This window comes from Streptomyces sp. RLB3-17 (assembly GCF_007113425.2).
Taxonomy (GTDB): Bacteria; Actinomycetota; Actinomycetes; order Streptomycetales; family Streptomycetaceae; genus Streptomyces; species Streptomyces mirabilis_D.
In genome coordinates this window covers 8,598,833-8,613,637 of the sequence record NZ_CP041610.2, presented here as the reverse complement: position 1 = coordinate 8,613,637, position 14,805 = coordinate 8,598,833, and the positions used below count along the sequence as shown (strand labels likewise).

The window sequence follows — 14,805 nt, the reverse complement described above, 5'->3', positions numbered from 1 at the left end:
CTGCATCAACTGCTTCCAGGTGCAACGTCTAGAAACGTCTGAACGTGATCGTCAACTCACCCTCTGTACAAGGGAGTTGAGGCCGTCTCAACGACGGGGCCCGAGCCTTTCACGCTTTCCACACAACTGACAAGCGAGGTATTCAATTAGCGTGGCAAGCGGTTGCGGCGCCATACGTCCGAGCGCGCGCAGCCTCCCTCCCGCCGTATGGAAGGTGATACGGAAGGGAGGCCGATACGTCTCGATCGCCGTCGACTTTTGAGAGGTTCTACGGAATCTTCGGTCCGGCCGCTTCCGCCACCGCGGGTTCCCGCGCCGGGAGGCTGTCCATGAAGGAGCTCACCGAGAAGACCGCGTGGCCGGGTCCGGGCGGCCCGTATCCGGGCGGCGAGGACAGCCCGAAGTCCTCCATGGTCGAACGGTAGGCCTCCAGCAGCCGGATGTGGTACTCCAGCGGCGCGCCCTGGGGGTTGGCCTTGCCGAGCGGGGTCGTGGGCTCCGGGCACCAGGTGGTGAAGCGGGGCGTGATGCCGTGCGACATGAAGAAGCGCAGCCCCTCGGTGGTGGAGGCGATGGCCTCGTCGACGGTCGTGAAGCCGAACGGTTCCGCCATCTCCACGCCGGCCACGAAGTTGGGGATCACGTTGCGCGCGCCGAAGACCTCCGCGGAGTCGAGGATGCGCTTGTGCCACTCGTCGCGGCCGACGTATCGCTCCTTGCCCGGGCAGTACAGCTCGAACAGCCGGCGGTCCCACACCTCGTAGTTGGGGTGGTAGATCTGCACGCCGTAGTCCTTGAACCGCTGCACGTCGTCGCGCGGCAACGCCTGCGCGACGACCTTGCCGATCCAACGTCCCGGGAAGCGCTCCTCGATGGCCTTGGCGTAGTGGCCGTAGAAGTCGGCCTCGTCGCGCCCCTGCAGCTTCGACGTGATCGCGCCGCCGGTGAGGGTGTACGCGGTGGAGGCCTTCGCGGTGTCGTACCGGTCGATGATCTCCAGGGCTTCGAGGACCTCCTCGACGTCCTTCACCCCGGTGTACGGGCGCCCCGCCGCCTTGTGCTGGCGCCAGTTGTGGTTGATGTCGCAGTACTGGCACTCCTCCTTGGCACCGAAGTACTGGCAGACCCGGAAGACGGTGAGGTAGATCAGATAACCCCACTGGATGGTGGGGGCGACCTCCATCACGGACTTCCCGTTGGAGAGCGTGTGCCGGTAGTACTCGGGCATCGGCGGCACGCCGACGTCGGCGATGCGCTTCCCGTCGAGGTAGAGCCCGAGCATGCCTTCGTCGTCCGCGGCGACGCGATAGGGCGAGGCGGGATTGACCCGCACGGACACCACGGTCCGCCGCAGGTCGTACGGCCCACCCGTGAGGATGATCTCCTCGGGCGGGCGGCGCAGCGCGGCCTCGCCGAGCTCGGGCAGGGTGCCGTGGTCGAAGGAGAAGATGAAGTACGACTTCGGCTTGACGTCACCGTCCTCGTTGTCGGAGAGCGCCGACTCGTCGAAGGCCACACCTCCGCGGAGCAGGTCCTCCTTGAAGACGGCCTCCCGCGGTACGTGCGGGAACCGCTCCATCAGATCCTCGACCAACGCGGTGCGGCTGCCGACCATCCCGTTCTCCTCGCTCCCGACCCGTTCCCGACTCGTTCAAGTCTCCGTGCTCGACTCCTCACGGTATGCCCCTGCCTGTGCGTCAGCCGTGCCGGGTCCCCTCGCGGCGCGCGATGCGCACGTCCGACGGCGGCGCCGGGTCGGGTTCGGGCGCGCCCAGATGGCCGCGAGCGGCGCGGCCCCGCCCCAGACTCCGAGGACCACGTCCGCAACGCCCGTACGGACCTTCACTTCCCGGAGCAGGAGCAGGGCCGCCGCGACGAGTTCCCCACGGGTGCCCCGGAACGGGCCCCGAGCGCAACCCAGCTGCGGGTGCGCCCCAGAACCCCAAGACCCACCCTGATCCACAGCCCCGAACAGGCCCCCAAGGGCCAAGCCCCGAACACGGCCCCAGAACGGCACCCCAAACACGGACCGCCGCCCGAGCCCCGGGAAGCCCTGGGTGGGGGCCGGGGGCACAGCCCCGAGCGCGGGTCCGGGGCACAGCCCCGAGCGCGGGTCTCAGGGGCGCAGCCCCAGGCAAGAGGCCGGGGGCACAGCCCCGAGAGCGGCTGCAGGGCGCAGCCCCAAGTGGGGGTCCCCCGGGGCGAGCCCCGGGCGCGGGACCCGGGGCGCAGCCCCGAATGGGGGTCCCAGGGGCAAGCCCCAAGCCGGGGTCCCGGGGCACAGCCCCAGGCAGGCGGCCGGGGAGCAGCCCCGAGCGTGGGCCCGGAACGGAGCCCCGAGCAGGGGTGCCAGGGGCGCAGCCCCGAGCGCGGGCCCGGAACGGAGCCCCGGGCAGGGGTGCCAGGGGCGCAGCCCCAGGCAGGCGGCCGGGGGCACAGCGCCGAGAGCGGCTGCGGGGCAGAGCCCCAAGCCGGGGTCCTGGGACACAGCCCCAGGTGGGGGCCGGGGGGCGCAGCCCCCGGGGATGGGATGGGTAGGGGCGGCGGGGGCGAGGAAAGTCCGGGCGCCGCGTCACGCCCCCCGTTCCAACACCCCCACATCCACCCCGAACTCCACCCCCTCCCCCGCAACGACCCGTTCCGCCTCGGAGAGAACCGTCAGGCCCAGACGGGTGAGTTCGTTGCCCTGGGAGCCGGCGAGGTGGGGGGTGACGAAGGCGTTGGGGAGGTCGTAGAGGGGCGAGTCGGCCGGCAGCGGCTCGGGGTCGGTCACGTCGAGGATCGCGCTCAACCGCCCGACCCGCAGCGCGTCGATCAGCGCGTCGTGGTCGACGAGCGACCCCCGCGCGGTGTTGATGAGGACCGACCCGGCCGGCATCAGGCCGAGTTCACGGCGACCGATCAGGTGCCGAGTCTCGGGGGTCTGGGGGGCGTGGACGGTGACGATGTCGCTGGTGGCGAGCAGGTCGTCGAGCGGGAGGAGAGGAACCCCCAGTTCGGCCGCCCCGCCCTCGTCGACGTACGGGTCGGTGAGGCTCACCCTCAGATCGAAGGGCCGCAGCAGTTCGATCACACGGCGGCCGATACGGGACGCTCCGACGACACCCACACGGCGCCCGTAGTTGCCGATGCCGGGAACGAGGGCCCACCCGGGCACGGAGCGCCGCGCGCGCAGCCGGTCGCGCTGGGCGAAGAGGTCCTTGCCGGCGAGAAGGATCATGGCGAGGGTGTATTCGGCGACGGGCAGCGCGTTGGCGACGGCGGCCGAGGACACCACGAGTCCGCGGTCCCAGACCGCCGGTGTGGTGAAGCCCTTCACCGAGCCCGCGGAGTGCAGCACGGCACGCAGCTTCGGCGCCGCGTCCAGCGTGGCCGCATCCAGCCGCGGGCAGCCCCAGCCGGTGATCAGGATCTCGGTCCCGCCGAGCGCCTCGCGCACACGAGGCTCCGAGAAGTCCTCGGCCACCAGCGCGGGGTCGATGTCCACGACCTCGCGCAGTCGGGTCATGACCTCGGCCGGAAAGATCTGCGGCACGTTCTCGGCGGACATGGCGAACATCGCCACGGGACGCTCGGGCAAGGAGTCAACCCTCCGGCTCGGTGACTGACGAAACAGGGCGACTACGGGAGAGGGCGGCTAGGCAAGAGGGCGACTACGGGACAGCGCCACACAGCAAGCGCTCTCTACCACCTCTACCGTAACCGCGGTCCGCCACGCGCGACAGGGGACAGGCCCGGGACACCGGACCGGCCGACCCCGAGGTAGTTTCCAGCAGTGGCCACCGCACGGCCGCGCACGGCGACTTCCCGGGGAGGCACGACAGGGATGACAGAAACCCTGACCAACTGGGCCGGCAACATCACGTACACCGCCAAGGAACTGCACCGCCCGCACACGCACGACGCCCTCGCGGCGCTCGTCGCGCAGAGCGCACGCGTCCGCGTCCTCGGCAGCGGGCACTCGTTCAACAAGATCGCCGAGCCCGGCGACGACGGCGTACTGGTCTCGCTCACCGCGCTGCCCCCGACCGTGGACGTCGACTCGACCGCCCGTACGGTACGGGTCGCGGGCGGCGTCCGGTACGCCGAACTGGCCCGCCGGGTGCACGAGCACGGGTTCGCCCTGCACAACATGGCCTCCCTCCCGCACATCTCCGTGGCGGGCTCGGTGGCGACCGGCACCCACGGCTCGGGCGTCACCAACGGCTCCCTCGCCTCCGCCGTGCGCGAGGTCGAGATCGTCACGGCGGACGGCTCGACGGTCACGATCGGCCGCGAGGACGCACGCTTCGACGGCGCCGTGACCTCCCTCGGCGCACTCGGTGTCGTCACCACCCTCACCCTCGACCTGGAACCGGACTTCGAGGTGAGCCAGCACGTCTTCACCGAACTTCCCCTCGCCGGGCTCGACTTCGAGACGGTGGCGGCGACGGCGTACAGCGTGAGTCTCTTCACCGACTGGGGGCGCCCGGGCTTCCGGCAGGTGTGGCTCAAGCGCCGTACCGACCAGCCGCTGCCCGACTTCCCCTGGGCCGCGCCCGCCACCGAGGCGATGCACCCCGTGCCGGGCATGCCCGCCGAGAACTGCACCCAGCAGTTCGCGGTGCCCGGACCGTGGCACGAGCGGCTGCCGCACTTCCGGGCGGAGTTCACCCCGAGCAGCGGGGCCGAGCTGCAGTCCGAGTACCTGCTGCCGCGCCCGCACGCGCTCGCGGCGCTGGGCGCCCTCGACGCGATCCGCGAGCACATCGCGCCGCTGCTCCAGATCTGCGAGGTGCGCACCGTGGCCGCCGACCGGCAGTGGCTGAGCCCCGCCTACGGCCGGGACACCGTGGCCCTGCACTTCACCTGGGTCGAGGACACGGCGGCCGTCCTGCCGGTGGTGCGTCGGGTCGAGGAGGCGCTGGAGCCGTTCGATCCCCGGCCGCACTGGGGCAAGGTGTTCACCACGCCCGGGGAGGTGCTGCGCGGGCGCTACCCGCGACTGGACGACTTCAGGGCCCTGGCCGAAACCATGGACCCGGCGGGCAAGTTCACCAACCCCTTCGTGCGGGACTTTGTTCACCCCCTTTCCTAACCCCTTGTCGAACCTCCTCGCCAGGCCATAGCCTTGCGCCGCGCCGGGACCGTCGAGCCCCGCTGTGCGGTACGGAGGACCGAGGTGGCAAAGCAGGCGAAGCGGACATCACGCGACATCCGCACCGCGAACCGCTACGAGGTGCTGCGTCAGATCATCGCCGCGTCCCCCACCTCACGACAGGAGTTGGCGGCGGCCACCGGGCTGAGCCTGGCCACGGTCGCCACGCTCGTCGGTGAACTGCTCGACCTCGGCATGCTGACCGAGGTCGGGTTCGAGGACTCCGCGGGGGGCCGCCCCCGCGGACTCGTGGCCGTCAACGCGTCGGGGGGCGCGTTGATCGGCGTCGACATCGCGGAGACGTACGTCCGCGTGGAGCTGTTCGACCTCGCGCTGAACGTGCTCGCCCGCGCCGCCGAGGACATGCGCCCCGGTGAGAGCCGCCCGGAGCAGGTCGTCGGGCATGTCGCCGCGGCCGTCGGCTCGGTGGTCGCGCAGGCCGGGGTCGAGGGCGCGCGCGTCCTGGGCGTCGGGGTCAGCGTGCCGGGCCAGGTGGACCGCGACACCGGCATCTCCGAGTACGCGCCGAACTGGGACTGGCACGACGTGCCGCTGCTCGACCTGCTGGCCGAGCACATCGCCTACCCCCTCCACCTCGACAACCCGCTGCGCGCCTGCGCGGTCGCCGAGCTGTGGTTCGGCGCGGCCCGCGGTCGCGGGGACGCCGTCGTCGTCAACCTGGGCACGGGGGTCGGTGCCGGCCTCGCGCTCGGCGGCGGGCTGCACCGCGGGGTGAGCAACAGCGCGGGCGAGTGGGGCCATACGACGCTGGTCCTCGACGGGCGGCCGTGCCACTGCGGCAACCACGGCTGCGTGGAGACGTACGTCGGGGCGCCCGGAATCATGCGGAACCTGCGGGAGTCGAGCCCGCAGAGCCCGCTGCTGCACCCCGACGACCAGACCGCCACCATCGACGCCCTGTCCCGCGGGGTCGCCGCCGGCGACCCGGTGGCGCTCCAGGTCGTCCGGGACACCGCCCGCTATCTCGGCGCGAGCATCGCGGACCTGATCAACCTCCTCAACCCCGAAGTCGTCGTGCTCAGCAGCTGGGTGGCCGCCGCACTCGGCGAACCGCTGCTGCGCGAGGTGCGCGAGGCCGTCGCCCGGCACGCGCTGCGGCGACCGCTGGCCGCCACCGAGATCGTCCTCTCCCCCATCCCCACCGACCCGGTCTGCCTGGGCGCCGCGACCTTCGCCCTGGAGGGCGCCCTGAACGCGGTGGGCCAGAAGCCCGTCGGCGGCAGGGCCGTCCCGCGCCGCACCGCTCTCTAGGAGGCCGTGGGCCGCCGGGCCGGCGGTCCGCCAACTCGCCCTGCCGACACGCCTGTTCGATCCACCGAACCGAAGACAACGCTTCGAACAGACTTCGTCCAACCCCTTGCCGAAGCCTTAACAGAAGGTTAGCGTCCCGCACCGCACAGCGATTTCGAGCCGCAGCCGTACAAGAGACAAGGACGTCACCATGTCGGCAATGAGCAGCAACTGGGACCGTCGATCCGTCCTGCGGGCCGCAGCGGGGCTGGCCGCGCTGGGGCCGCTGGCCGCGTGCGGAAGCAACAACGGGCGTTCCGGGGGCGGGAGTTCGGGCAAGTCCATCAAGCAGTACTTCCACGCGTACGGGGAGGCCGGCGTCGAGGACGCCCTCAAGCGGTACGCGAAGGCCTACGACAAGGCCGCGGTGAACACGCAGTGGATCACCAGCGCGGACTACGAGAGCAAGCTCTTCTCCGCACTGCTCACCGACAACGCCCCCGACGTGTTCGAGTTCCACCCGCAGATCCAGCTCATCAAGAGCGGTCAGGTGGCGGACCTGAGCGACATCATCGATCCGGTCAAGTCCGACTTCAACCCGGCCGACATCGCCTCGCACACGGTGGACGGGAAGATATACGGCGTCCGGATGATCGACGACCCGCAGTTCTTCTTCTACCGCAAGTCCGTGCTGGAGAAGGCGAAGATCCAGCCGCCGACCACCCTCGACGAGTTGATCGAGGCCGCGGCGAAGCTCACGACCGGCAAGGTCAAGGGCCTGTTCATCGGCAACGACCTGCACGCCGTCATCAACCCGCTGATCTGGTCGTCCGGCGCCGACACCCTCGACGCGAAGAACCAGATCGCGTACCACACGGAGGGCGTCAAGGAGGGCATCAAGAAGATGCGCCAGCTGTTCACCAGCGGCCACCTTCTCCTCGACGCCCCGACCGACTACTGGGACCCCTCCGCCATCGTGCAGGGTCTGACCCCCATCCAGTTCTGCGGTATGTGGGCCATGCCGGTCATGCAGAAGGCGCTCGGCGACGACCTCGGGATCTTCCCCTTCCCGAAGGTCACCGACTCCGGCAAGCAGTCGGTCGTCAACGGCGGCTGGTCGATGTTCGTCAACGCCAAGGGCAAGAACGCCGACCTGGCCAAGGAGTACGTGAAGTGGCTGTGGATCGACCAGAAGAAGTACCAGGAGGACTTCGCGCTGTCGTACGGCTTCCACATCCCGCCGCGCGCCTCGATCGCCGCGTCCGCCACCAAGCTCAAGACGGGCCTGCCCGCCGAGGGCGTCAAGCTCTTCAACGACTTCGGACACTTCGACAACATCGGCTGGACCCAGGCCATGATCACCGCGCTGGAGGACGTCTTCGCCAACTGCGTCCGCAAGAACGGTGACCCGGAGGCCGAGCTCTCCAAGGCCGACACCACCGTCAACCGCGAGCTCAAGAAGCTCTTCGGATAGGCCGGGACGGAGACAGACGGACGGGTAGCGACATGTCGACCACCACCACGCGCGGTGTCGCGCGCCCCGCCTCGGCCAAGGCCTCACCGGCCAGGCCGCGGCGGGGGCTGCGGGGCAGCAGCACCTTCAACTTCTGGCTCTTCACGAGCCCTTTCCTCATCGGCCTGACGGTCTTCGTCTATGTGCCGATCGGCTGGAGCCTCTGGCTGAGCTTCTTCGAGGCGCGCTTCACAGTGACGCCGAGCAAGTTCGTCGGCTTCGACAACTACTGGCAGATGCTGCAGGACAGCAAATTCATCGGTTCGCTCGTCACCTTCACCGTGTTCGCCGCCTTCATCGTGCCCACCACCTGGGCGCTGTCGCTGGGCCTCGCCCTGCTGGTGAACCGGCTGCGTTTCATGAAGGCGTTCTTCCGGTCCGTCTTCTTCCTGCCGACCGCGTGCAGTTATGTCGCCGCCGCGCTGATCTGGAAGATGTCGATCTTCAGCGGGGTCCGCTTCGGCCTGATGAACACGATCCTCGGCTGGTTCGGCGTCGAGAACATCGCCTGGCTCGCCAACCCCGATCCGCCCTGGTACTGGCTGGTCATCGTGACGCTGCGGCTGTGGCTGCAGGCCGGCTTCTACATGATCCTGTTCCTCGCGGCGCTGCAGAACATCCCGCCCGAGCTGTACGAGGCCGCCGCCATCGACGGTGCCAAGCCCGGCTGGCAGACCTTCCGTCACATCACTCTGCCGCAGCTGCGGGCCACCTCGACCGCGGTGATCCTGCTGCTGGTCATCGCCGCCTACCAGGCCTTCGACGAGTTCTACAACCTGCTGGCGAAGACGACCTGGGGCCGGCCGCCGCTCGTCGAGCTGTACAACACCGCGCTCGGCGAGAGCCAGGACTACGGCGAGGGCAGCGCGGGCGCGGTGATCCTCACCCTGCTGATCCTCATCGTGACACTGGCGCAGGGCAGGTTCCTGGGCTTCGGAAGGGGTGACGACAAGTGACCGCCACCGTGCCTCCAGTCACTCCGGTCGACAAGCCACGCCGTGTCAAGCGCGGCAGCGTCATCGGCAACACCGGCCTGTACGTCTCCATCGGCGTCGCCGCCCTGCTCTTCCTCGTCCCCTTCTATCTGATCGCCCGCAACGCGCTGTCGACGGACCCCGAAATCACCGGCGAGAACTGGAAGTTCTTCCCCACGAACCCCCAGTGGAGCAACTTCACCGAGCTGTTCCACGACACGACGGTCGACTTCGGCCGCTCCCTGCTGAACTCAGCGGTCGTCGCCGTCCTGATCACGGTGGGCACCCTGCTGGTCTGCTCGCTCGCCGGCTACGGCCTGGCCCGCATCCCGTACAAGCACGCCAACAAGATCTTCTACATGGTCCTGGGGACCCTGATGGTGCCGCCCGCCGTCACCTTCGTGCCGAGCTTCGTGCTGGTCTCCTCGCTGGGCTGGGTGGACAGTTACCGGGGTCTCGTCATTCCGGTGCTCTTCAGTGGTTTCGCCTGCTTCCTCTTCCGGCAGTACTTCCTGGGGTTCCCCAAGGAGCTGGAGGAGGCGGCGCGCGTGGACGGGCTCGGCTACTGGGGCGCGTACTGGCGCATCGTCGTACCGAACTCCCTGAACTTCTTCGCCGCGATCGCGACCATCACCTTCATCAGCGGCTGGAACGCCTTCCTGTGGCCGCTGGTCATCGGCCAGGACCCGAGCGCCTGGACGGTGCAGATCGCGCTCTCCTCGTACATGACCAACCAGACCGTCAACTACCACCTGATCTTCATGGCCACCGCCATTTCCATCCTGCCCCTGGTGTTCGTGTTCCTCTTCCTCCAGCGCTGGCTGGTGCAGGGGGTCGCGCAGACGGGCATCAAGGGCTGATCGACAAGCTCGACGGGCACCAAGGGACGATCTAGGAGACCGATGTCTTTCCGCACGACTTCCGCCATTGACTACGTCGAGGACGTCTCGCCGGGCAGTGGGGCGCTCCCGCCACGCGCCCGGTACGCGTCCTCGGACGCGCGGTCCTTGTCACTGAACGGCAGTTGGCGCTTCCGTCTGTCCCCCACCGCCGACGCCGAGGACGACTCGTTCGCGGCGCAGGGGTTCGACGCCGGGGGCTGGGCCGAGGTGTCCGTCCCCGGCCACTGGGTCCTCCAGGGGCACGGCTCACCGATCTACACCAACCACCTCTACCCGTTCCCGGTCGACCCGCCGCGCGTGCCGACCAAGAACCCGACCGGCGATCATCTGCACACCTTCGACCTGCCGTCCGACTGGCCCTCGGACGGCGGGGCGGTGCTGCGCTTCGACGGGGTCGAGTCCTGTGCCCGGGTCTGGCTGAACGGCACGGACATCGGGGAGTTCAAGGGGTCGCGGCTGCCGCACGAGTTCGCGGTCGGCCATCTGCTCAAGCCGGGTGGCAATGTGCTGGCGGTCCGTGTCCACCAGTGGTCGGCGGGCTCGTACCTGGAGGACCAGGACCAGTGGTGGCTGCCGGGCATCTTCCGGGACGTCACGCTCCTGCACCGCCCGGCGGGCGGCGTCCTCGACTTCTTCGTGCACGCCTCCTACGACCATGTCGAAGGTCTCGGGACCCTGCGCGTCGACTCCGATGTCGACGGCCGGGTCACCGTGCCCGGCCTCGACATCGATGTCGCGACCGGCGAGTCGGTCACCGTACCGGTGCGGCCGTGGACGGCCGAGACACCCCGGCTGTACGACGGTGTGCTCGCGACCGAGGGCGAGCGCGTCCCGCTGCGCGTCGGCTTCCGCACGGTCGTCCTGGAGGACGGCCTGATCAAGGTCAACGGCACACCGCTCCTCTTCAAGGGTGTCAACCGGCACGAGTGGCACCCGGAACGGGGCCGCGCCCTCGACCTGGAGACCATGCGCGAGGACGTGCTGCTGATGAAACGGCACAACATCAACGCGGTGCGCACCTCGCACTACCCGCCGCACCCCGCCTTCCTCGACCTGTGCGACGAGTACGGCCTGTGGGTCGTCGACGAGTGCGACCTCGAGACGCACGGCTTCACCGAGCAGGCCTGGCGCGACAACCCCGTCGACGACGACCGCTGGACCCCGGCCCTGCTCGACCGCGCGGCCCGCATGGTCGAGCGCGACAAGAACCACCCCTCCGTCGTCATCTGGTCCCTCGGCAACGAGGCCGGCACCGGGCGCGGGCTGACCGCGATGGCCGAGTGGATCCGCGGCCGGGACGGCTCACGCCTCATCCACTACGAGGGTGACATCGACTGCCGTGACACGGACGTCTACTCGCGGATGTACGCCGACCACGCCGAGGTCGACAGGATAGGCCGCGGCCTCGACGGCGGCACCCACAGGCGTCGCGGACTCCCCTTCATCCTCTGCGAGTACGGGCACGCGATGGGCAACGGTCCCGGCGGGATCGCGGACTACCAGCACCTGTTCGAGTCGTACGACCGCATCCAGGGCGGCTTCATCTGGGAGTGGATCGACCACGGCATCAAGGACGAGCGGTTCGGGTTCGCGTACGGCGGCGACTTCGGCGAGGAGCTGCACGACGGGAACTTCGTCTGCGACGGGCTGCTCTTCCCCGACCGGACCCCGTCCCCGGGTCTCGTCGAGTACAAGAAGGTGATCGAGCCGGTCCGGATCGTCGGCGACAGGGCGGACGGGACCGTACGGGTCACCAACGCGTACGACTTCGCGGATCTCTCCGCGCTCACCTTCGAATGGTCCTACCAGGTCGACGGCGAGACCGTCGAGTCGGGCGTCCTGCCGGTGCCGGAGCTCGCGCCGGGCGAGTCCGCGGACGTGAAGCTGCCGGACCCGCCGGCCGACCCACGGGGCGGGGAGACCCAGTGGACGGTACGGGCGACGCTCGCGGCCGACACCGCGTGGGGGCCGAGGGACCACCTGGTGGCCTGGGCCCAGTTCCCCCTCTCGCCACGGCCGTTGACCGTCGTGGCGCGGAGCGACGGACCGGTCCTCGGCAAGGGGCAGATCACCCTGGGCCCGGCGGCCTTCGACGCCCGTACCGGCGCGCTGCGCTCGATCGGCGGGATCGACGTCAGGGGACTGCGACTCGACGTGTGGCGTGCGCCGACCGACAACGACAACGGGGCGGCCTGGCAGCCGGATCTGCGCTACGGCCCGCTCTGGCGCGAGCTCGGCCTGCACCGGATGCAACACCGGTTGAACTCGGTGGAGTTGGGCGACGACGCGCTGACCGTACGGACCCGGGTGGCGCCCGCCGCCCGCGAGGTGGCCCTGCGCACGGTCTACCGGTGGACGTCCGACGGAACACGGCTGCGGCTGACCGTGTCCGTGGCGCCCGAGGGCGACTGGAGGCTGCCGCTGCCCCGGCTCGGGATCCGGCTGGGACTCGCGGGCTCGGTAGACGGGGCGAGGTGGTTCGGCGGCGGTCCCGGCGAGGCCTACCCGGACACCAAGTCGGCCTCCATGGTGGGGCGTTGGGAGTCGACCATCGACGCACTCCAGACGCCGTACGTCCGTCCGCAGGAGAACGGCGCTCGGGCCGACGTCCGCTGGGTGGAGATCGGTGGGCTTCGGGTCGAGGGCGAGCCGGAGTTCTGGTTCACCGCGCGCCGCTGGACGTCGGAGCAGCTCGACGCGGCCGAGCATCCGACCGATCTGAAGGCCGGTGACACGGTCTGGGTCAATCTCGACCACGGCCAGCAGGGCATCGGCTCGCAGTCGTGCGGGCCGGGCGCGCTTCCGCAGTACCAACTGCGGCCCGCGCCCGCCGAATTCACGTTCCTCTTCTCGGAGATCCATGGCTGACACCCTCACGAGGACCGCGGCCGGTCGGCTCTTCAGCCGACCGGCCGCGGTCGCGTCGTGTATCGGATTCGTCCTCATCGGCATGCTGCAAGCGCTCTACGGCCCCGCGGTCCCGGGCCTGCGCGCGCAGTACGGCCTCTCCCCCTCGGCGGCGGGCCTCGGCCTGAGCCTGCACTTCACCGGTGGTGTCGTGGGCGTCCTCGCCTTCAACGCCATCCATTCCAGGATCTCCAACAGGGCGCTCCTGGCGGCAAGTTACGCGCTGATGGCGGCGGGCGGCGCGGGCTTCGCGCTCGCCGCGAACTGGCCGCTCGCACTCGCCGCCGCCTTCCTCGGCGGCCTCGGCTTCGGCGGGATCGACTACGGCCTCAACCAGCTGTTCGCGGTCGGCTTCGGCGACCGTTCGACGGCCATGCTGAACGTCCTCAACGCGCACTTCGGCATCGGCGCGGTCCTCGGCCCGGCGCTGGTCGCGTGGCTGGGGCCCGGCGACTACCCGTACGCCTTCGGTGCGTGCGCGGTGCTCGCGGGGGCGCTGATCCTGTGCACGGGAGGGGTCCGCAGCCAGGCGCCGCCCGTCTCCCCGGCCGAGCGGCCCGCCGCTTCCGGTGGCCTGCTCTCCCGCGTCCTGGTGGGCTTCCTGCTCCTCTACATCCTGAACGTCGGTGTCGAGGCGGGCGTCGGCGGCTGGGAACCCACCCACCTGGAGACCGTCGGTTACAGCGCGACGGTCGCCGCCTCCGCCACCTCCGTCTACTGGCTGATGATGACCGCGGGCCGCTTCCTCGTCGTCCCGGTCGCCCTGCGGTACGCGCCCGAGCGCATCCTCGCGGTCTGCGCGGCCGGGATGACCGCGTGCCTGCTGCTGGCGCTGATCCCCGGGGCGGCGCCGGTGGCGTACGCCGGTGTGGGTCTGTTCATCGCGCCCGTCTTCCCGACCGGGCTGCCGTGGCTCAACAGGGCCCTCCCGCAGGCGAAGAGGGCCGGGGCCTGGGTGATCGCGGCGTCCATGATCGGCGGGGTGGCGGCTCCTCCGCTGCTCGGCGTGGGCATCGAGGCGTCGGGGATCCACGCCGTCCCCTGGCTGCTGACCGCCCTGTCCGCGGCCTCGCTCGTGGCCACCCTGTGGCTGATCGCACTGACCCGGAAGGCGTCCGCATGAGCGGCAGCATCCAGGTCCGGGGGCTGTCCCGGACCTTTCACACCACCGTGCGCCGCCCGGGCTTCTCGGGCGCGCTCAAGTCCCTCGTCAAGCCCGAGCGGGTCGCGAAGGAGGCCGTCTGCGACGTCACCTTCGAGGTGGCGCCCGGCGAACTGCTCGCGCTGCTCGGCCCGAACGGCGCCGGCAAGTCCACCACCATCAAGATGCTCACCGGCATCCTCACCCCGACCTCCGGCGAGGCGCGCGTCGCGGGCGTCGTCCCGTACCGGGAGCGCGAGCGCAACGCACGCAACATCGGGGCGGTGTTCGGACAGCGCACCCAGCTGTGGTGGGACCTGCCGGTGCGAGAGTCCTTCGCGATCCTGCGGGACATCTACGGGGTGCCGGAGCGTGAACACCGCGTCCGCCTCGGCGAGTTCGACGAGCTGCTCGCCCTCTCCTCCTTCTGGGACACCCGCGTGCGCCATCTCTCCCTCGGCCAGCGGGTGCGCTGCGACCTCGCCGCCGCGCTGCTGCACGACCCGCCCGTGGTGTTCCTCGACGAACCCACCATCGGCATGGACGTGGTGGTCAAGGAACAGGTACGCGGCTTCCTCAAGCACCAGGTGGAGGAGCGCGGCCGGACCGTGCTGCTGACCACGCACGACATGACGGAGGTCGAGCGGCTCGCCGAGCGGGTCGTGCTCATCAACCACGGGCGGCTCGTCCTCGACGGCACCCTGGACGAGATCAGGCGCAGGTTCGGCTCGACCTGGCAGGTGCGGGCCACGCTCGCCGATCCACAGGCGGCGATCGCCCCACCGCCGGGCATCGCACTGCTGCGCCGCGAGGGCCCCCAGGTGGTGTTCGGACCGGACGGGCCCGGCGCCCCGACGGTCCACCAGGCGCTCAAGCAGGTCGTCGAGCGGTACGAGGTGACCGACCTCGCGATCGACGAGGCGGACCTGGAGGACGTGATGCGGGCGGCGTACGTCCAGGCGGAGGCCGCGTGAGCGCGA

10 protein-coding genes are annotated in these 14,805 nt (G+C 70.2%); 8 read left to right on the top strand and 2 right to left on the bottom strand.

The genetic code is table 11. The features are described from left to right. Positions 1-268: 268 nt before the first annotated feature. Entirely contained in the window at positions 269-1,615 is a 1,347-nt protein-coding gene (locus FNV62_RS38665) for a radical SAM protein (RefSeq protein ID WP_143628549.1), read from the bottom strand. A gap of 957 nt (positions 1,616-2,572) precedes the next feature. Further along, positions 2,573-3,580, bottom strand: a complete 1,008-nt coding sequence (locus tag FNV62_RS38660) for a hydroxyacid dehydrogenase (protein WP_097286721.1) — start codon at positions 3,578-3,580, stop codon at positions 2,573-2,575. A gap of 246 nt (positions 3,581-3,826) precedes the next feature. On the opposite strand from FNV62_RS38660, the gene FNV62_RS38655 reads away from it, so the two are divergent. The 8 genes from FNV62_RS38655 to FNV62_RS38620 all read left to right on the top strand — a co-directional run bounded on the left by FNV62_RS38655 (position 3,827) and on the right by FNV62_RS38620 (position 14,799). After that, positions 3,827-5,077, top strand: coding sequence for an FAD-binding protein (locus FNV62_RS38655; RefSeq protein WP_097286720.1), 1,251 nt, complete (start codon positions 3,827-3,829; stop codon positions 5,075-5,077). Between the two features lie 84 nt (positions 5,078-5,161). Further along, the gene (locus FNV62_RS38650) at positions 5,162-6,409 is read left to right on the top strand and encodes an ROK family transcriptional regulator (RefSeq protein ID WP_097286719.1); all 1,248 of its coding nucleotides are present in this window, start codon (positions 5,162-5,164) and stop codon (positions 6,407-6,409) included. A 190-nt stretch (positions 6,410-6,599) separates the two neighbouring features. Continuing rightward, a complete protein-coding gene (locus FNV62_RS38645; RefSeq protein ID WP_097286718.1) occupies positions 6,600-7,862 on the top strand; it encodes an ABC transporter substrate-binding protein in 1,263 nt (420 codons plus the stop codon). Between the two features lie 32 nt (positions 7,863-7,894). After that, complete coding sequence (locus FNV62_RS38640) at positions 7,895-8,857, top strand: carbohydrate ABC transporter permease (protein ID WP_144315867.1); 963 nt, start codon at positions 7,895-7,897, stop codon at positions 8,855-8,857. Beyond that, positions 8,854-9,735: a carbohydrate ABC transporter permease gene (locus tag FNV62_RS38635; RefSeq protein WP_060901062.1), complete on the top strand. Its 882-nt coding sequence runs from the start codon at positions 8,854-8,856 to the stop codon at positions 9,733-9,735. The genes FNV62_RS38640 and FNV62_RS38635 overlap by 4 nt, the downstream gene beginning before the upstream one ends. Before the next feature lie 42 nt (positions 9,736-9,777). After that, a complete protein-coding gene (locus tag FNV62_RS38630) occupies positions 9,778-12,645 on the top strand; it encodes a glycoside hydrolase family 2 TIM barrel-domain containing protein (RefSeq protein WP_144315866.1) in 2,868 nt (955 codons plus the stop codon). Beyond that, positions 12,638-13,807 carry an MFS transporter gene (locus FNV62_RS38625; protein WP_143628545.1) on the top strand — a complete coding sequence of 390 codons (1,170 nt, stop codon included), beginning with the start codon at positions 12,638-12,640 and terminating at the stop codon, positions 13,805-13,807. Before FNV62_RS38630 ends, FNV62_RS38625 begins: the two co-directional genes overlap by 8 nt. Further along, entirely contained in the window at positions 13,804-14,799 is a 996-nt protein-coding gene (locus tag FNV62_RS38620; RefSeq protein ID WP_097286714.1) for an ATP-binding cassette domain-containing protein, read from the top strand. Before FNV62_RS38625 ends, FNV62_RS38620 begins: the two co-directional genes overlap by 4 nt. Positions 14,800-14,805: the final 6 nt, after the last annotated feature.